General features: G+C 33.5%; 14 protein-coding genes. All 14 read right to left on the bottom strand.

Going from position 1 to position 19596, the window contains the following annotated elements; genetic code table 11:
• Positions 1-3: 3 nt before the first annotated feature.
• The gene (locus tag TD29_RS08180; RefSeq protein ID WP_084203419.1) at positions 4-1548 is read right to left on the bottom strand and encodes a sensor histidine kinase; all 1545 of its coding nucleotides are present in this window, start codon (positions 1546-1548) and stop codon (positions 4-6) included.
• A 99-nt stretch (positions 1549-1647) separates the two neighbouring features.
• Positions 1648-2247, bottom strand: a complete 600-nt coding sequence (coaE, locus tag TD29_RS08175; protein ID WP_040279984.1) for a dephospho-CoA kinase — start codon at positions 2245-2247, stop codon at positions 1648-1650.
• Positions 2244-3209 (bottom strand): CdaR family protein, encoded by a 966-nt coding sequence (locus TD29_RS08170; protein WP_040279983.1) that lies wholly within the window; start codon positions 3207-3209, stop codon positions 2244-2246. The genes coaE and TD29_RS08170 overlap by 4 nt, the downstream gene beginning before the upstream one ends.
• Complete coding sequence (locus tag TD29_RS08165) at positions 3199-4212, bottom strand: glycosyltransferase (protein ID WP_040279982.1); 1014 nt, start codon at positions 4210-4212, stop codon at positions 3199-3201. Before TD29_RS08165 ends, TD29_RS08170 begins: the two co-directional genes overlap by 11 nt.
• A gap of 74 nt (positions 4213-4286) precedes the next feature.
• Positions 4287-5864 carry a T9SS type A sorting domain-containing protein gene (locus TD29_RS08160; protein ID WP_040279981.1) on the bottom strand — a complete coding sequence of 526 codons (1578 nt, stop codon included), beginning with the start codon at positions 5862-5864 and terminating at the stop codon, positions 4287-4289.
• Positions 5865-6068: 204 nt separating this feature from the next.
• Entirely contained in the window at positions 6069-8786 is a 2718-nt protein-coding gene (locus tag TD29_RS08155; RefSeq protein ID WP_040279980.1) for a T9SS type A sorting domain-containing protein, read from the bottom strand.
• A 369-nt stretch (positions 8787-9155) separates the two neighbouring features.
• Positions 9156-11747, bottom strand: a complete 2592-nt coding sequence (locus tag TD29_RS08150; protein ID WP_040279979.1) for a fibronectin type III domain-containing protein — start codon at positions 11745-11747, stop codon at positions 9156-9158.
• Between the two features lie 139 nt (positions 11748-11886).
• Complete coding sequence (locus TD29_RS08145; RefSeq protein ID WP_084203418.1) at positions 11887-13593, bottom strand: FG-GAP-like repeat-containing protein; 1707 nt, start codon at positions 13591-13593, stop codon at positions 11887-11889.
• Between the two features lie 102 nt (positions 13594-13695).
• Positions 13696-14511 carry an enoyl-ACP reductase FabI gene (locus TD29_RS08140; RefSeq protein WP_040279977.1) on the bottom strand — a complete coding sequence of 272 codons (816 nt, stop codon included), beginning with the start codon at positions 14509-14511 and terminating at the stop codon, positions 13696-13698.
• Positions 14512-14561: 50 nt separating this feature from the next.
• Positions 14562-16214 (bottom strand): DNA repair protein RecN, encoded by a 1653-nt coding sequence (gene recN / locus TD29_RS08135; protein ID WP_040279976.1) that lies wholly within the window; start codon positions 16212-16214, stop codon positions 14562-14564.
• A gap of 57 nt (positions 16215-16271) precedes the next feature.
• Positions 16272-17159 (bottom strand): type IX secretion system protein PorD, encoded by an 888-nt coding sequence (gene porD / locus TD29_RS08130; protein ID WP_040279975.1) that lies wholly within the window; start codon positions 17157-17159, stop codon positions 16272-16274.
• Entirely contained in the window at positions 17152-18366 is a 1215-nt protein-coding gene (gene coaBC / locus TD29_RS08125; RefSeq protein ID WP_040279974.1) for a bifunctional phosphopantothenoylcysteine decarboxylase/phosphopantothenate--cysteine ligase CoaBC, read from the bottom strand. The genes porD and coaBC overlap by 8 nt, the downstream gene beginning before the upstream one ends.
• Positions 18367-18373: 7 nt before the next feature.
• Positions 18374-18703 (bottom strand): DNA-directed RNA polymerase subunit omega, encoded by a 330-nt coding sequence (locus tag TD29_RS08120; protein WP_040279973.1) that lies wholly within the window; start codon positions 18701-18703, stop codon positions 18374-18376.
• A 12-nt stretch (positions 18704-18715) separates the two neighbouring features.
• On the bottom strand, positions 18716-19531 hold the full coding sequence (locus TD29_RS08115) for an outer membrane protein assembly factor BamD (protein WP_040279972.1): 816 nt from the start codon (positions 19529-19531) through the stop codon (positions 18716-18718).
• Between the last annotated feature and the right edge of the window lie 65 nt (positions 19532-19596).

The following is a 19596-nucleotide window of genomic DNA, read 5'->3' as shown; positions in this document are numbered from 1 at the left end:
AATTTATGATATTAATGGTAGTTTTATTGTAAATATACTACCTTTTCCTTTTTCACTTTCTACTGATATGTGACCTTGATGGTCATCTACAATTCTTTTTACATAAGCTAGTCCTAACCCATGACCTTTTACATTGTGTACATTTCCTGTATGCTCTCGATAAAATTTCTCAAACACTCTTTTTTGAACTTGTTTAGACATCCCATTACCTTGATCTGCTATTTTAATTAGAATATTGTTACCAACATTCTCTGTGTAAACATCAATCTTTGGTTCTTCATCACTATACTTAATTGCATTATCCAAAATATTAACTATAACGTTTGTAAAATGCGTTTCATTAGCTAATACAGATGCTTTCTCTGCTTCTAAATGCGTTTTTACATAACCTCTTCGATCTTCTACAATTAATTCTACATGAGTAATAGCATCTTCAATTAAGTCGTTAAGCTCTACTCTTTCCTTACTAATATTAAGTTCGTTTTTTTCTAGCTTTGATATGCGTAATACATTTTCTACTTGTGCATGCATGCGTTTATTCTCGTCCTTAATCATTGTCAAATAACGCATCACCTTTTCTTGGTCACCTATTATTTTTGGGTTTCTAATAGAATCTATAGCCAAATTAATTGTTGCAATTGGCGTTTTAAATTCATGTGTCATATTATTAATAAAATCGGTCTTAATCTGTGAGATTTGACGTTGTCTTATCAACTGATAAATTGCACTTGAATAGGCTAAAATAATAATAGAAGTAAATAAAATTGATAATACTATCATACTTAAAATAGATGATAACAAATATTTTTTACGCTCAGGAAAATCTACATATAAACGAAAATTACTTTTACTTTCATTATCTAAAAAAATAGGAACTCCAATCGTAGTTCCTGGTGTGCGCTCAAAATTATCTGATCGTATTTTTGTTGATAAGTCTTTATCATAAATAGCATACTCAAATGTTGTTTTAATTCCGCTTAATGAAAATTGAGACTCTAATAAATCTAGAACTTCTTCATTTGAGATTCGTTTATAAACAGGATAATTTTTATATGCTGCTCTATAATCGTTCTTATAAAAAATTCGACCCAAATCATCCATCGCGCTATAGTCTTTAGATATTTGAATTGGTTGCAAATTAATTTTCCCATCAATTGGATTGTGGTCTATAACGCTTTTTTCACTAACGCTAATAAACCTTTTAAAATCTATACTGTCGTTACCTATACCAATGTCAAAGAACAATGATGGTGCTTTAAAGCTTTCTTCAGTTATAGTGCTTTTAAATTGAGTTGATTGATTTGTGTCTTCATTAAATGATTCAAAAATCAAAAGTCTTCTTATTTCACTACTATCTGGTGTTCTACCGCTTTTTGTTACTTCCTTATATAGTTTATCATAACTTAAAAGCTCTTTATCTTCTATGGCTTTAGACACCAAACTAAGCGAACGAAATACATCTGAAGTGAAGCGTTGTTCTTCATTTTCTAATGCATTATTTATAAAAAATGCTTGAACGAATATAATACCAATGAGTGATAAACTCATTAGTACTACCAATAAAACGAATAGCCTTTTGCCCATCATTCAAATTTAATATTTTAACATTTAGAATGATTACTGTTTAACCTTACATTAACACAACTGTTAATTTTTAAGTTTTTTGATACGTTTTAGAATAGATAAATGAGTGTTTTTAACTTGTTTTTTAGTCTCCTCTAAATTATCATTAACAATTACAAAATGAGATTTTTTGATTTTTTCTTCATCGCTCATTTGATTATTAATAATTGCTTTTATTTTAGACCTACTAGAATTATCCCTTTTAATTACACGGTTTATACGTTCTTCTACACCTGCAGTCACTGTAATGATAATGTCGTAATTAGCTTCATTATTATGCTCAAAAATAATTGCAGCTTCTTTGATAACATATGGAGACGTTTGCTTTTTTAGCCAACGTTTAAAATGCGATGCCACTTTTGGGTGTACAATAGCATTCATTTTTTGCAAATACATGGTATCGTTAAAAATCTTAGAAGCTATTAAAGGTTTATTGAGTTCATTATCCGTATAAACCTCTTCACCAAACAATGCAATCAATTTTCGTTTGATAACTTTAGACCTGAGCATTAATTGCTTAGCTTCTTCATCTGCAATATAAACCGGTATATCTAGCGCTTTAAAAAAGTTGGCAACGGTAGTTTTTCCGCTACCAATACCTCCTGTGAGTCCTACAACCATCATTTTATGATATATTCTACTTTATGCTGTTTCATTCTGGCTGATTTTATTTGAGCTGAATTTACAACAAGTTTAGGTTTAAAAAATGAATGACCTGATTTAAGTATGTCATTATAGTCACATTCAATTATAAAATCTGAAGGTTTTACTACATTGTATTCCTCGAGACTAACATAGTAGGCTACTTTTATATGCTTCGGAAAATAATTCATCTCAATAGTATTGGGCAAGTTTAATAGCGTAATTGGAATGTCAAAGGTGCCCTCGGTAAATTTCTCGACTTGAGCTGTAATAGTTATATCCGATTTTGAAAGTTTTAACCTTTCCGAAGAACGAGAAAAATCTAAGCTTAGTTTTGTCTCAATATTGGCCTTTACATCATTGAGATTTAAAGGTTTTGTATCTACATAATTAATGGTGTCTATTACCTTTTTAGCTCCAATAATATTAACTGAATCTGGTGTTATTTTCAAACCATTCAATGTATCATATCCTAAGGCAAAATTTATTTTAGATTTTAAATTTATTGGTACTTTTTTAACACTCAATATTCCAAACGGCAGAATTAAAGTATCAGGTTTAACCGAAATTACATCTACATTTTTACCTACAAATTGTTTTAAGTCATAAATTCCTTTATCTGCTAACCATACATAATTATTATCCTTAATATACATATGATTATCAAAATCTAAGGGGTAGTTTTTATGTTGAAAATAATAAGACAACAACTTAAATCCATGAGTAGACACTGTTACATCAACTTTAGGCATACTATCTAAGGTTACAATATTATTCTCAGGAAGATTTTTATAATACACACTAAACGGTATTGTTTCTACATACGTATCTGATAATTTAGTGATAACCAATATTAAAAAAGCCAACAAAAAGAAGAGCCCAAAAACATTGAGTTTTTTACTTTTAATGGACTGCCCTATTTTACGCTGTAGACTATTTAACATTTTTAAAAAATAGATTTGGATACTGATTTTGAGGATCTCTATTTAATATCCCAATTGACAATGTCGATTTAAAAAATCCATAACCATAGCCAAAAAACTGAATAAAAATTGCTAATATAGATTGAACAGCAATACGTATACTTTTATTTTCAACCAAAGATAAAATGAAAGCGAAGGTGATATAAATTCCATAGAAACATATAGGAATACTCCATCCAAAAAGGAGTAGCACCATGGCTAGTATAAACCCAAGAGAAAACACCGTAGGAAACCAATAAGTTAACTTTCTAGTCGTGGGATGCCAAGTATTCAAAATAGGTCTAACCATACCAAATTTATAAACTTGCATATAAAATTTTCGCCATGAAATACGACGTTTATGATACACGTAGGCCTCTTTAATTAAAACAGTTTTAAACCCTAAATTAAGTAATCTAATGGATAAATCTGGATCTTCTCCTGGATGTATTAATCCAAATCCTCCAGAAGCTTCAAACCCTTTTTTAGACAAGCCCATATTAAAACTGCGAGGTTGGAATTTATCTCCGGAAATTTTACCTCCTCTAATTCCTCCTGTTGTAATAAATGATGTCATTGCAAAATTAATTGCTTTTTGAAGATCTGTAAATGATTCATGAGCAGCATCTGGTCCTCCAAAACAATCTACATAATTAGATGTAAGATAAGCATGAACAGTTTTTAAATAGTGAGCTGGTAATAAACAATCAGAATCTAATATAATAAAGTAATTCCCTTTGGCTTTAGACATGCCATAATTTCTAGAATCACCAGGCCCTGAATTAGGTTTGAAATAATATGAAATATCTAACTTAGACGAAAACTTGTCAATTATAGATTTGCAATCTACTGTTGATCCATCTTCAATCACAACGATTTCAAATAGAAAATCACCTTCTAAGTTTTTAAAACTATTTAAAAGCTCTTCTACCTCATCTGGTCTGTTATATACAGGAATAATAAATGAAAAATATAATGACTCCATACCTCACAAAGGTAAGTAAACAAAATACAAAAGCCACCTTTAAGGTGGCTTTTGAAAACTATTTATTGTAAAGCTTACTGCTTAATAATTCTAACAGTTTCTGTAACGTTACCAATAGTAACTTGAACAAAATAAGCACCTTGACTTAATTCACTCATACTAACAACACTATCAACGGCGTTAGGAGCAGTTCTAATTACTTCTTGACCTAACATGTTATAAATAGATACATTTTGAATATCGTTTTGAGCATTTAATGTTAACTCATCATTCACTGGATTAGGGAAATAGGTAAATGTATTCTCATTCACGAATGAATCTACAGATAATGTGGCATCTGAAACTTCAACATCAAAGGTCCCTGTTGCAGCTCCATATCCATCAACAGAGAAGTAATATGTATTTCCTGACACAAGACCTGTTACTACCATATTTGCATGAAGTCCACTTCCATCTCCTACAACATTGTCATCATCGTCATCATCACAAGCAATTTCAGTCGCTGTACTAAAATCTGTACAATCACCAATTGTATATACCATCAATTGAGTATCTCCTAAAGTTCCTCCACCTACTGGCTCAGTTGCAATAAGTACTTCTCCAGATACAGGAGCTACAAATGAAAACCATACAGATTCACTAGGATCTGTATTAAAAGAACAACTTGGACCTGTTTCACCAGTTTCAATGCTACCTCCTTCATTGGTATAAGGAGCTGTAGTTGTAACTGTACCTATTGCGACACTAATAGCATCACAAACATTATCATTAACAGGTGGTGTTATAGGGGTAGTAAAAGAAGCAGGTCCAAAAATTGCACTACCATCAGCGCCACAATTTGTAACTATATATAAATCATATTCTGTTAATTCTGACAATAACATACCTGTTGAAGCCGAAGTTCCTGGAAATGCTACCGTTCCAGATGCTACAGTTCCAACACCTTGATCATTACCAACAGGAACTACTTCCCAGAAGTAATTTACAGGAGTACCTGCAACTGGCGCTGTCCAACTAAAATCTAAATTATTATAGGTCAAAGCGTCAGCAATAACTCCTGTTACAACGTCACATGTTGGAGGCACTGCAGATGTAATAGTTGGAGGATCTAAACACCAACCATATTGCCATCCAGTTAGATCATCATAAGAAAAACGGTATTTGAAACCTGATAATTGGGTAGCCGTAAACCCAGAAATATCTATATCTGGAGATACATAAGCTCCTGTACTAACACAATTTTGATAATCAGCGACTTCATCTGTATTTCCTACAAAAGCAGCAACAGCTACCCAAGTAGCAGCATCTGCATCCCAATACTCTATTGCTAAAACATCTCCACCAAGCGCATAATAATCAAAGTTTCCTGATATATTTAAAAAAGTTTCTCCTGCACCAGCGGCAGCAGTAAGATCAATAACTGGCGATTCAGATTCAATTGTATCTGCTGAACCATTTCCAGCAGCATCATCATCCCATGTAAATAAACCGTCGGTTGCAGGATCATTTAATAATCCAGCCGCTGTATAAGTCCCTGAAGTGGTCCATGAGGCATCTGTCCAGTTAGCTGTTTGATTTAAAGTTTGCGCGATACTCACGGTTGTAAAAACAAAGGAGAACACCAACAAACATAATAAAGTAATTTTTTTCATATTAGTTGAATTTATAAATTAAGACTTAAAAATATGACAAATCTTCTATTTTCAACAATCCTAATCATTTTATCGTTAAATGGATATAAATACCGACAAAAAACACATAACTAATTGATTAACTATATGATATATTAATTAAAAGAACAGAAAAAGACCTTGTTTTCACAAGGTCTTTTAATTTAAAAATTATAATTTTTAGAATTACTCTTTAATAATCCTAAGTGTTTTTATTTGATTCCCAATTGAAACTTTCACGAAGTAAGCTCCAGCTTGAACCTCAGACATATCTATATTTTGTATTGTATTACCACTATCAATAGCGACAATACGTTGACCTAAAATATTAAAGACTTCAATAGAGTCTATAGTATTTGGCGACTCTAGTGTTAACCCATCCTTGACAGGGTTAGGATAATACGTAAACCCGTTAAATGTATTGTTAACTATACCTAAAGTAGATGGTGACCATGCACAGATATTGAATGTTCCTTTTAAGTTATCACCATACTCCCAAACTCTTACTAAAAGTACATCTCCAGGAGCTATTCCGTCATCACCAGTCAATTCCACTTTAGAAAAAGCAGCATCACCATCATCATCACTACAACCTACTTGCGTTAAATTTCCAGATGTTCCAAGGTAAACTGTCATTACAGTATCTGAAATCCCACCAGAATCACTAGTTTCAATAATAAGTTCTCCTGTACTTGGCACAATAACTTTGAACCAAACATCACCAAGTGGAATACCTTCAGCAAAAGTACAATCTGCAGTATTAATATTTTCTATCGAATCTGTAGCACCTTCATTAGTTCCTAAAACGGTTGCTTCACAAACTGAATCACCAACTGGTATATTTATAGCTTCTGCAATATCATCATTTTCTGGTGCTGGTTCTGGACAAGTGAATTCAAAATCACCAAGAGAATACGTACAATCAGAATCAAGAGCCACAACATCAATAGTTACCGTTTCACCACTGTTGTATGGTCCAGTAACAACAGTTCCATCAACTACCGGATAAGTTGCAACACCATCACTAAACAAAGTACCTTCGTCTCCAGCATTGGACACAAAATGTTCAACAGTAAATGTTCCAGTACCATCTGGTTCACAAGCATCAACAATTGTAGAACTATCAATCACCGCTGCTGTACATGTTGGTGGAGCGACACAAGTTATACTTAAATCAAAGGCACCAGTAGCAGCACCAAAACCACTAACATAAATAAAATAATCTGTACCAATAACAGTCTCAAACTCTAATAACGATGTATTACTTGTACAACCTGCTGCACTGTTATCATCATTATTATCTAAGCAAGTAAAATCGCCACATACACCTGTATACACAGTAATTTCAGTATCAAAATCTGCTTGAGCACAAGTTGAAGCTGTGACAGTGTCTCCAGTCCCAGCATATACATACCATACACCGACTGCTGTGGATGATGTACCACATCCATCTCCTGCTACTTCATCTCCATCTGTTGCTAATACATTAGTTCCACTTAGGGTATCACCACAAACAACTGGTACAGCATTAACACACAAATCGTTATCTGGAGCTGGTAGAGGACAAGTAAATGTAAATGTACCTACAGTAGAACCACAATCTTCATCTAAAGACACAAGTTCAATAGTCACAGATTCTCCACTGTCATATGGTCCTGCACTTACTGTTCCAGCGATTACAGGGTATGTATTAGTCCCGTCATCAAAAACACTACCTGCATCTCCTGCATCAGACACAACGATATCTACTGTAAACGTTCCTGTACCATCAGGATCACATGTTTCAATGACATCTGCACTATCAATTATTGCTGGTATACATGCTGGTGGTGCAATAAACTCAAGTGTCCAATCAAACTCATTGGCTCCCGATGTATATCTATTATCCCACTCTATATAATATGTAGTTCCCGCTGTTACACTAATAGTAAGCTCTGAAGCGTAATTATTCCCTAAACCAGAAGCACAAGAATCATCATTAGAACCTTCAACAAATAAATCTCCACATGTTCCCGAACCAATATTCAAGTATGTATCTGCTCCACCATCACATGAGTTCACATAAATGGAACCATCTTGTGTAGGTGTATAAGCAAAAAAGGCAGAATCATTTCCTGTCCCCATTTCGGCACCTCCAGTTCCTGTATTAATTGTCGTTGTATATGTGCCTTCTGTTACAGCATCAGCGGTAGCACATGTATCTTGATTTTCTGGACAAGTAAATGATAAAGTTCCAAAAACAATATTACAGGCAACATCAATGTGAACCACTGTTAAATTTACATCTTCTCCACTTGCATATGGTCCTACTAAAGCTCCTCCATCAATAATAGGATAGGAAGTTGTTCCATCTGAAACTTCTACAGCATCGCCCTGAGAAATAAAAGGCACATAAATACTATATTGTGTATTATCACAATCTTCTATGGTCTGTAGTGTATCTATTTCTGCTGATGTGCATGATGGAGCTGGTGTAAAAGTTAAACTCCAATTAAAAGGACCTACACTCCACTCATTTGACCACTCGATGTAATAATCTGTTCCAGCAACTACAGCATAACCATCAATCTCAGAAGCATATTCATCTCCACCTCCTAAGTCACATGAATCATCATTATTAATTGTATTTATCAAGGCACCGCAAGTACCAGTACCAATACTTAAATCGGTATCAGCACCTCCAAAGCAAGAATTAACATTTATAGTTCCATCAGTAGTTGCGGTGTAAACAAACCATGCCGAGTCTGCGCCACCTCCCATTTCTCCACTACCAGTTTCTGTAGTGATTACGGTGCCAGTAATCGAACCAGGTGTAACAGCAACTGCCGAGGCACAATCGTCCTGTGCAATACTTTGCCAGCAGAATGCTAACAAAGCCATAAAAATAATCGTAATTTTTTTCATTTTTAGTTGGTTTTTAAGTTAATGAATTAATTTTGAGACCGTAAATTATTCATAATTAAAACTTTAAGTTCAAAAAAACCTTAACAAGATGTTAACAATTCGATGAATCACAAAAATTAACGATTAAAAGCCGCTACATTATATAGTATTTTTATTAAATGAGTTAAAATAATAGATAATTAACAGTTTTTATTATAATTTATTAATAAGCAACCGGAAACACCTTCGTTTTACACCGGATTTACATAGCTTTTCATCTATTTTAAGTTTCTATTATTTACTCAAAGCTGGATGTAAAAAACCTTTTTAAACAAAAAAAAGAGACCATTGCTGGTCTCTTTTCAGAAGAAATTAAATTCTTTAACTTACTTACTGCTTTACTATTCTAACAGTTTCTGTTGTATTATTTATAGTAACGTTTACAAAATATACTCCCATTTGTAATTCAGACATATCAACTACAGAATCAACACTGTTTGGTGACATTCTTAATACCTCTTGCCCAAGCATATTAATTACAGAAACATTACTCATCTCATTTTGAGCATTTAATGTTAATGTATTTTTCACTGGGTTAGGAAAATATGTAAATGCTGTTGCATCCTCAAATTGATTCACACTTAATGTATTACAAGATACTGTTGCTTCCCAACCATCTTTTGTTACAGAACTATCTGAGCTAAACACAAAAGTTATACATCCTGAAGGATCAGTAGACGTGATAGTCATGCCTTGTAAATCTCCTGTACCTGCTGCTGGTGTATCATCTCTATCCCAACACCAAATTGTTCCACCTCCTGGAGGATCTATAGTAGTTGCAGTAGCGTCTGCACCATTGTAAATAGTTAATCCATCATAACAAGCTGAACTTCCGTCGTTCTCTGTTGAGAATGATGTAAATTCTATAGACACCGTGTCTCCTGGAGAGTCAGGACAAATAGTATATGTGATATCTTCACCAGAAGAATAATCTCCTGAAGTTCCACCAGAATCTAAGAAAATTCCAGTAGTACAATTTGGATCAACAGGAACATAAGGTGTGGTAAATGCAAATGGTCCAGCCCAAGCTGATGCTCCATCTCCTCCACAATCTGCTTGCACATAAAATTCATAGCTATTATCTCCAACTAAACCAGTTTGAGCATAAGGATTTGTCACACCACTTGCTGTTGCTGTTCCTGTTGCTGCTCCTCCAGCAGTAACATCAACTAACTCAATGTTCCAAGACGTAGCTGTTCCATTTTCTATCCAACTAAAATCAGCTGTAGTTTCCATAATATTAGAAGCTATTAAAGTTGTAGGTGCAGGACAAGTTTCTAAAGTAGTGAACGCAAATGGTCCAGCCCAGTTACTAGTATCTCCACTACAATCTGCTCTAACATAAAAAGCGTAATCATTATTTTCTAATAATCCTGATGCCGCATAAGGGTTTGAAACACCTGTTGCAGTAGCAGTTCCTGTTACAGCATCACCAGCAGTAATATCAACAATCTCTACATCCCATGCAGTAGCAGTACCATTTTCTGTCCAACCTAACTCAGCAGTTGTATCAGTAATCGTAGATGCTGTTAACATATTTGGAATAGGACACGATGGGAATTCTGTAAAAGATACATTATCAATAGCTATATCTCCTTCAAACGTCCCAGCACTCGTTGCTCTAATTGTTATTGAAATTGATTGCCCAGCATATGCAGCTAAATCAACTACTGCTAATTCCCATGGTGCTGTATCACTTCCTTGTTGTTCTCCACTAAGTGACCATACATTTGTAGTTCCATTCACAAGAATATCTAAAGTCCCTATTTCACCACCAAACATATGATAATCAAATGTTAAAGCAGGAGCTGTCAATGCTGTTAAATCTACTAATGGAGATACTAATTCTGTTATATCACCAGCTATTCCAGCAGAGGATTCTGTAAAAAAGTAATTTCCTGTTGTAATTGATGGATCTGGTCCAGTTCCGCCTGAACTAGTATCAGTACCTGCAGCAGCTTCCCAGAAATATGTTCCACCTGTTCCTGTCCAGCAATTTTCAAAAGTAAAAACAGCATCTGTTGCAATTGTAAAAGTCTCGAAATCTTCAGCATAAGGTGCTGTGATTGCAGCACATGTTGTTCTAAATGCTACAGGTCCTGTATAATTAGATACTCCAGAACCTCCACAATCAGCTAATACATAAAATTCATATTCTGTGTTATCAGATAAACCGGTTGCTGTATAAGGGTTTGTAACTCCAGAAACTGTAGCTGTTCCTGTTGGAGGTGTTCCTGCGATCACAATTTCTATATCCCATGCTGTTGCAGTTCCGTTTTCTGTCCATGCTAAATCTGCAGTAGTATCAGTAATATTAGAAACTGTTAACATTGTAGGATCTAAACATGATGGTGGAGTCGCAGATGTAATTGTTGGTGATGATAAGCACCATCCCCAATTCCAACCGCCTTGGTCATCATAAGTTATACGATATTGAAAACCAGACAATTGTGTTGCCGTAAATCCAGAAATATCTAAAACAGCAGTAGTATATGCAGCTGTTCCTGCACATGTTCGATAATCTGTATTTGTTGAATTCCCAACAAAAGTTTCTAATGCTGACCAGGTCATTGCGTCTGCATCATAGGTTTCAATTGCTAAAACATCGCCTCCTAAAGCTCTGTACACATAATCACCACTAACAGTAATCCAAGTTTCTCCTGCACCACTAGCAGCAGTTAAGTCGATAACTGGAGACGTAGCCTGAATATCATCATCACTCCCATTACCTGCAGCATCATCATCCCAAGAAAATGTAGCGTCTACTGAAGGATTTCCTAATAATCCTCCTGCTGTGTAATTTCCAGTAGTTGTCCAACTAGCATTTGGCCATGCTGCTGGTTCGTTTAAGGTTTGCGCATATGAGCTAAATGTTAAAGCTCCAAAAATGGCAAACACTAATAAAAAAGTAATTTTTTTCATAAAAATATAGTGTTAGTTTAAAAATATTAGAAATCTAATTTATTATTATTATTTAAACTAACCTCTATATTTGAAGAGCAATCGATAAAATACAATTTAATCGGTTGAAGCGTCCGAAAGTATGGAATAACTTACAATCTTATTCTATTACAACCTTTTTTACTGAAACTCCTCTAATAGTCTGAATGTAAAGAAGATAGTGTCCTGATTGAAATTGTGACACATTTAATTGATCACTATTATATTTTATAAGTATTTTTTGCCCTAATAATGAAAACAGTTCTAACTTAAGAACAGGTAAAGTTGAAACAACATTAATGACACTATTTACAGGATTGTTTTTTAAGTAAATTGTATCAACATAATTATCATGTAATGACAACGAATTAGAACCTTCTACAATTTGTAAAATTTGGTTAGTAGTTACGTTGTTAATAACATCTTCGACGCCACTCAACCAAGTGACTTTAATATAATCAACAACTGTAGCGTCACCAACTCCAAAACTAGTTGTTGTTGAGTTTTGAGAAAGATACCCTTCACCAGCATGTGTATATCGATATTGTTTATTTCCATTTATAGAAATTTCAATTTTAGAACCTATACCATCCCTATTACTTACCACACCTTCTAAGTTAACTTTTAACCAATTATTGGTAGTAACACTTTGATTTTCCCATACGGACAATAAGTCATCTCCTCCATTATTTACAACAATATCAATTAAACCATCATTATTTAAATCTGACACTGCATTAGAATAGCTCTCATTATTATCTCCATTAAAACCTGAAGTATTTGAACTATTAAACGTCGTATTTCCTAAATTTTCGTAAAAAGCTGCCGAAACAAAACTTGGAATAGACCCATCCAACTGTCCACTAACATATAAATCTAGATCGGTATCATTTTCAGCATCTAAAAATACAGCTCCCCAACCAAAACTATTAAAACTTGTTCCAGATTGTTGGGTTGCGTTATAAAAAGTGCCATCACCTTCATTTCTAAATAATACATTTCCTGAAGGACCATTAGTAACATAAATATCAAACCAACCATCATTATTATAGTCACCAACGGTTGTTGTCATAGCATCAATTGACACATTTGTTAATGATGACTCACTTTCATCAGTAAAAGTATTATCTCCATTGTTTCTATATAAAATATTAGCATAATTAGTTTTATCATTAGAGATGTATAGGTCTTGCCACCCATCATTGTTATAGTCAAAGAACACTGAACAAAATGACATGTGACCCAAGTTAGAAATACCAGCCAAAACACTCACATTAGTAAAGGTATTGTCGCCATTATTATGATATAATATATTGGCGATTGCTTCACTTCTATTGGAAATAAAAACATCTAGATAACCATCATTATTATAATCTCCCCAAGATGCGCCATAAGAATACATATTAGCGTCGTTAATTCCCGAAACAGTAGTAATGTCTTGAAAAATTAGATTACCCATGTTTTCATATAATCTATTTCCGTTGGTATCACTAGTCACAAAGAAATCTTTATCACCATCATTATCTATATCTACCCAATTTACAGACTTGGTTTGATAATTAAAACTTGGTATATTTAATATTTGCTCTGTAAAGCTACCATTAGTATTGACAAAAAACCGAAGCTCTTGACCATTTTCAGTAGCTAAAGTTATATCATCAAACCCATCACCATTAAAATCTACTAATGATAATCCGTTTCCCATTATTGGACTCCCAGTGGCAATACCCACTCCTAATGCCACGGCTTCATCTTGAAAATTGATTTGAGCAATACTAGTGTTAAAAATAAAACAAACTAAAAAAAAGGACACGTAATACTTCATCATATAGAACACTATTTTACAGTTACATATTCATTAATAGATGTATAAAAATAAAAAACCTTGACGAATTAACGTCAAGGCTTAAAATAATTATATTAAAAAAGTTTATTCTTCTGTGAATTTATCCATAACAGCATCACTTACTCCCATATTACTAAAACCTCCATCATTATACAAATTTTGAAGTGTAACACGTTTCGTTAAATCACTAAATAATGTAATGGTATAATTCGCACAATCTAAAGCAGTTGCGTTTCCTAAAGGTGACATTTTTTCAGCATAAGAAATAAATCCGTCAAAGCCTTTTACTCCACTACCAGCTGTTGTTGGTGTTGGCGATTGAGAAATCGTATTCACACGCACTTTTTTATCTCTTCCGAAGAAATAACCAAAACTACGCGCTATACTTTCTAAATATGCTTTGTTATCTGCCATATCATTATAATCTGGAAATACGCGTTGAGCTGCCATATAAGTTAAGGCAACAATACTTCCCCATTCATTCATAGCATCTGCCTTATAAAGCGTTTGCATTGTTTTATGAAAAGACATTGCAGATACATCTGTACCTTTTTGTGTCCAGGCATAATTTTGATCTGTATAATGTTTACCTTTTCTAACGTTTATAGACATTCCAATAGAATGCAATACAAAGTCAATTTTACCTCCAAGAATTTCCATAGATTGCTCTACCAAATTTTGCAAATCTTCTTCAGATGTTGCGTCTGCAGGAATTATTTGAGAACCCGTTTGCTCTGCCAATTCATTTATTTGTCCCATTCTCATAGCCACAGGCGCATTGGTTAACACAAATGTACCTCCTTCTTCGTGTACTCTTACGGCTGTTTTCCAAGCAATTGAGTTTTCGTCAAGCGCTCCAAAGATAATTCCTCGTTTTCCTTTTAATAAATTGTATGACATGCTTTTATAATTAAGTTGTTAGTTGTTTCTATTTAAGTTCAAAGATACTATTAATTGAGTAATTGCTTAGCATGTTCTAATGCCGAATTAGAAACATCAACGCCTCCAAGCATTTGCGCAATTTCAACAATACGCTCTTCGGGCGTTAATTTTTTGAGTTGTGTTTGCGTCACCTCATCAATATCTTGTTTAAATACTTTATAATGATGATCTCCTTTCGCAGCAATTTGAGGTAAATGTGTAATTGTAAACACTTGCATAGCTTTACTCATCTCTTGCATGATAATTGCCATTTTATTAGAAATCTCACCAGAGACTCCAGTATCAATCTCATCAAACATAATAGTTGGCAGTTGCGTATAATTTGATAAAATATATTTTATAGCCAACATAATACGTGACAGCTCTCCTCCAGATGCCGACTTTTTTAAGTCATTAAATTGTCCGCCTTTATTAGCAGAAAACAAAAACTCCAACACATCACTACCATTAGATAAAAATATGTTTGATTGTTTTAAATCAATACTAAACTTTGCATTTGGCATACCTAATGTTGCTAAAATAGACTCCAATTGCTGTATTAATTTTGGGATAACCTTAACTCTGTTATTGTGTATCGTTTTACAAATGGATACTAGTTTCGTTTTTAATTGTTCTTTATCATTCTCTTTTTCTGCGATATGAGCATCTAAATTTTCCGTTTCTGTCACTTTACTTGCTAGGTCTTCGCGTATCGCGATAAGTTCAGTTTCAGAAGACACTACATGCTTTTGCATTAAATTATGAAGCGTTTGCAGCTTTAGATTAACCACTTCTAAGCGATTTGGATCTGCTTCTAACTGCTCTTCAAGGTTTTCAATTTCCGTGAAAATATCATCCATCTCAATTAAACTACTGTCAATTCGATTATAAATAGATTGATACTGTGACCCATAATTTACCAACTTTGATAAGTGCTGTTTGATGTCTCTTAATTGAGACGTAATCCCAACATCTTCATTATCTAGCAATTGATGAGATTGCCCAAGTTTATCTTTAATCTCTTCAATATTATTTAGGGTCTCGTATTCACTTTCTAGAGTTTCTAACTCGCCATCAACCAACTTAGCTTCTTCTAATTCTTTTAAAAGAAATAAATTATAATCGAGTTCTTTTAATGATTCTGCTTTTTGGCTATGGAGTTTTTCTATTTCCGCAGAGAGTGATTTAAAGGTTTTTACTTCGGAAATGTAACGACTCAAATAGTTGTCATTATTTGCCAAAGCATCAATAATTTGAAACTGAAAATCATCATTTGTGAGCTGCAATGTTTGATGCTGCGAATGAATGTCTAACAAATGTGCACCTAAAACTTGTAAATCGTCTAGTCTAACTGGTGTATCATTTATAAACGCTCTAGATTTCCCTGAAGGTAAAATCTCTCTCCTTATAATGGTAAGCGATTCATAATCTAAATCTTGTGTTTTAAACAGTGTTTTTAAATTATACTTTGCAATATCAAACACACCTTCTATCACACATTTTTTTGAAGAATCTTTGACACTTGCAAGATCTGCTCTTTTGCCTAGTATAAGTGACAAACCTCCAAGTAGTATAGACTTTCCTGCTCCAGTTTCACCTGTAATAATGGTAAGTCCATTGTTAAAGCTTACTTGAAGCTCATCAATAAGTGCATAATTTTTTATGGTAAGTTGTGTAAGCATGACCTTATAAATCTTACGTGAAGTTAACTAAATTACTTGTGGTAATACCCTAAACTTTTAGAAATTTATATTACGCCATTTTGAAGAGTGCATGGGTGCAATTTTTGTTAAGGTTTCGATTAAACTAGACACATTAACATTTGGACCTCCACTAAATATTTGTTCTATTTCATCTGCTTTAGTATCAAAAAACACACGCATAAGGAATGAATTAGGTCGTTTGGTATTCATTTTTTGCAATAATTGTACCGACTCAACAATACTGCTTTTGGCAGTTTTAGGATTTACACTCATTTGATCCATACCTTCACGATGATACGAATATAAAACATCTCTAAAATCTTTGAATGTTGGTGATAACATATTATCAATTAAAATAAATCTCGTTTGTCTCCCATCTTGTAGGCTCCATCCTTTTGCACTATTTTGTTGTGAATAGTTTGAAATGGTTTGCGCTTGTTGAAAATACTCATCTCCACCATTTGGACTAAATGTATCTGCATCAATACCTAAAATCATATATACATGAAACGACAAAACAGATACAAGATTAGACTCAAATTGTGTTGGGTTGAATACAAAATTCTGAAATTCTAAATATTGAAAATCAAAATCTTTATCATTAAAATTATAGGTAGGCGACCCATAAGTTGAGCCAAAAACCGGTCTTGACGCTTGAACTTGAAGGCTTGCTTGAAAACGATCTGTGTCATAATCAGTAATAGTCACAACCATACTGCAATCTATACGCTCTTGATTTTTATACGATTTGTTGGTCCATTGTGTATTATTAATAAACTCTTTAAGTTGACGCTCTAATGTTTTAAAAACTTGAACATTCTCATTACCTGTTTGCTGAGCATTTACAACAACGTTACAATTAAGCTCTTGAGACCAAGATGTTGTTACCACTAAAATTAAAAAAATGTATAAATACTTATGCATGTGTTTGTTTTAAAATTTGTTGCATTAAATCTTGAGCTACTTCCGCTTTTGATTTTAACTCATGAGCTATAATATCATGAGATGCAGTTATAAAAGTAACTTTATTTGTTGAACCTCCAAAACCTGCTCCTTTATCATTTAAAGAATTTAACACAATAAGGTTTAAATTTTTAGATTTTAATTTCCCTTTTGCAAACTCCAATTCATTATTAGTTTCTAGTGCAAAACCAACTAAAAACTGTTGTTTTTTTATCGCTCCAAGAGATTTTAAAATATCCTTCGTTTTTTCTAACTCAATAGTAAACGTTGGTTCTTTCTTTTTTATTTTTTGATTGGCAACATTTTTTGGTCTATAATCTGCAACTGCTGCCGAAAGTATAGCAATATCTGAGGTTTTAAAATATGCATGACAAGCGTCATACATTTGTTGCGCACTTTTAATGCGAATTACATTAATAAAGCTATGATTTACTGTTTGATGTGATGGTCCTGAAACTAAAGTGACCTCAGCACCTAGATTTGCTGCTGCTTTAGCGATTTCAAAACCCATTTTACCACTAGAATGATTCCCTATAAAACGAACAGGGTCAATGGCTTCATAAGTTGGACCTGCAGTGATGAGTACTTTTTTTCCTCTCAGCGGTAATTTTCCCAAGACATCATTTTCTACAAAAGAGAGGATATCTTCAGGTTCTGCCATGCGTCCTTCTCCAACAAGACCACTTGCCAATTCTCCAGATGTTGCTGGAATCATAACATTTCCGAAGGCATTCAACTTTTCAAAAGAATTTTTGGTAGATTGGTGTTTATACATATCCAAATCCATTGCTGGCGCAAAATACACTGGGCATTTTGCTGAAAGATAGGTTGCCATCAATAAATTATCGCAAGTACCATTTGCCATTTTAGACAAGGTATTTGTGGTTGCTGGTGCTATGATAAAAAGATCTGCCCAAAGCCCAAGTTCTACATGATTATTCCACATAGCAGTATCGTCCTCTTCATTTGTAAATGTAGAAAACACTGGGTTTTTAGATAATGTTGAAAGCGTTAAAGGTGTAATGAAGTCTTTAGAAGCAGGCGTCATAACGACCTTTACGTTTGCGCCTGCTTTTATGAATAGCCTTACAAGGCTAGCTGACTTATAAGCGGCAATACCAGCAGTTATGCCTAGTAGTATATTTTTGCCACTTAGTATTGAAGACATACTTATATTATTCCTTGATGTCGTCGTCAGTATTTCTGTAATAGATCTTATCATCTAACCACTCTTGAACTGCTAATGCGTGTGGCTTTGGCAATTTTTCGTAGAATTTAGATACTTCAATTTGCTCTTTGTTTTCAAAGATTTCTTCTAGACTATCGTTGTATGTTGCAAACTCTTCTAGTTTATCAACTAACTCACGTCTAATGTCTGTATTAATTTGTTCGGCTCTTTTAGAGATTACAGAGATGGCTTCATAGATGTTATCTGTTGGAGCGTCAATGATATTTCTATCATAAGTTTCTGTTGATACAGGAGCGTGTGTTTTCTTTAAATCCATTGTATGTGTAAATTAACTTTTCGTATTGTATTGTTGAGCTGCACTTGTCATCTCTTCATTCATTTTATCTGCTTCTTTTTTAAATTCAGAATTTGGATAAAATTTATTGAAACTATTGTAATAATTAATTGCAGTGTTTAACCTTGTTTCTTGTTTTGATTTGATACTATTAATACCAAGTTTATAAGCAGAATCTAATCGGTAAAACATTGCCTCTTCTCTAAAGCTTGTTCCTGGGAAATCTGCTAAGAAATTATCAAATGCTTTGATAGCTGCTGTATAATCTGAAGACTCAAAATAAGCAATACTATTATATTGCTTAGCAATTTCGAACGCTTTTTTCTCTAGCTTAAAATCTAATTCTTTGATTAAAGCATTGGCTTGAGGTAAAAATTCAGAATCTGGATATTTATTAACAAATAGTTGCAATTTCTCTAAAGCTTCAATAGTTTCATGCTGCTCTTTACTATAAACAGGTGACACTTGATAATAACTTTTAGCAGCTAAAAAAGAAGCCTCTTGTGCTTTTTCACTTGTAGGATATCCATTTTCAAAACGGGTTAATTGATAACCAGCTGTAATGTAATCTCCCATTTCATAAAAAGATCTACCATACATGTACATTAATTTTTCGGCTTGAGGTTTTCCTCTATAATTAGGTACAATTAAAGCTAAAATTCTATTTGCTTTAGACCATTTTCCAGCTTCAAATAGTTTAGTACCCATTTCAAACTTAGTTGCTATATCTTCAGATTTAAGTGCTTTTTGATATTCACTACATGAACTCAAGACTAATGATAGTGCTAATAAATAAAATAATTTCTTCATAAATAAAAAACAGGTTGCAAAAGTACGTATTAATAACGTATAATAAAAACATTAATTTCACTCAA

Origin of the sequence: Psychroserpens damuponensis, from assembly GCF_000826655.1 — a bacterium.
Classification (GTDB): Bacteria; Bacteroidota; Bacteroidia; order Flavobacteriales; family Flavobacteriaceae; genus Psychroserpens; species Psychroserpens damuponensis.
Note: the sequence above shows the minus strand (reverse complement) of the source record. Positions and strands in the feature narration are given on the sequence as shown.

Excerpts from the sequence above, each read along its gene's own strand:
- TD29_RS08180 (WP_084203419.1), bottom strand. The coding sequence starts at position 1,548 with ATGAGTTTATCACTCATTGGTATTATATTCGTTCAAGCATTTTTTATA.
- coaE (WP_040279984.1), bottom strand. The coding sequence starts at position 2,247 with ATGATGGTTGTAGGACTCACAGGAGGTATTGGTAGCGGAAAAACTACC.
- TD29_RS08170 (WP_040279983.1), bottom strand. The coding sequence starts at position 3,209 with ATGTTAAATAGTCTACAGCGTAAAATAGGGCAGTCCATTAAAAGTAAA.
- TD29_RS08165 (WP_040279982.1), bottom strand. The coding sequence starts at position 4,212 with ATGGAGTCATTATATTTTTCATTTATTATTCCTGTATATAACAGACCA.
- TD29_RS08160 (WP_040279981.1), bottom strand. The coding sequence starts at position 5,864 with ATGAAAAAAATTACTTTATTATGTTTGTTGGTGTTCTCCTTTGTTTTT.
- TD29_RS08155 (WP_040279980.1), bottom strand. The coding sequence starts at position 8,786 with ATGAAAAAAATTACGATTATTTTTATGGCTTTGTTAGCATTCTGCTGG.
- TD29_RS08150 (WP_040279979.1), bottom strand. The coding sequence starts at position 11,747 with ATGAAAAAAATTACTTTTTTATTAGTGTTTGCCATTTTTGGAGCTTTA.
- TD29_RS08145 (WP_084203418.1), bottom strand. The coding sequence starts at position 13,593 with ATGATGAAGTATTACGTGTCCTTTTTTTTAGTTTGTTTTATTTTTAAC.
- TD29_RS08140 (WP_040279977.1), bottom strand. The coding sequence starts at position 14,511 with ATGTCATACAATTTATTAAAAGGAAAACGAGGAATTATCTTTGGAGCG.
- recN (WP_040279976.1), bottom strand. The coding sequence starts at position 16,214 with ATGCTTACACAACTTACCATAAAAAATTATGCACTTATTGATGAGCTT.
- porD (WP_040279975.1), bottom strand. The coding sequence starts at position 17,159 with ATGCATAAGTATTTATACATTTTTTTAATTTTAGTGGTAACAACATCT.
- coaBC (WP_040279974.1), bottom strand. The coding sequence starts at position 18,366 with ATGTCTTCAATACTAAGTGGCAAAAATATACTACTAGGCATAACTGCT.
- TD29_RS08120 (WP_040279973.1), bottom strand. The coding sequence starts at position 18,703 with ATGGATTTAAAGAAAACACACGCTCCTGTATCAACAGAAACTTATGAT.
- TD29_RS08115 (WP_040279972.1), bottom strand. The coding sequence starts at position 19,531 with ATGAAGAAATTATTTTATTTATTAGCACTATCATTAGTCTTGAGTTCA.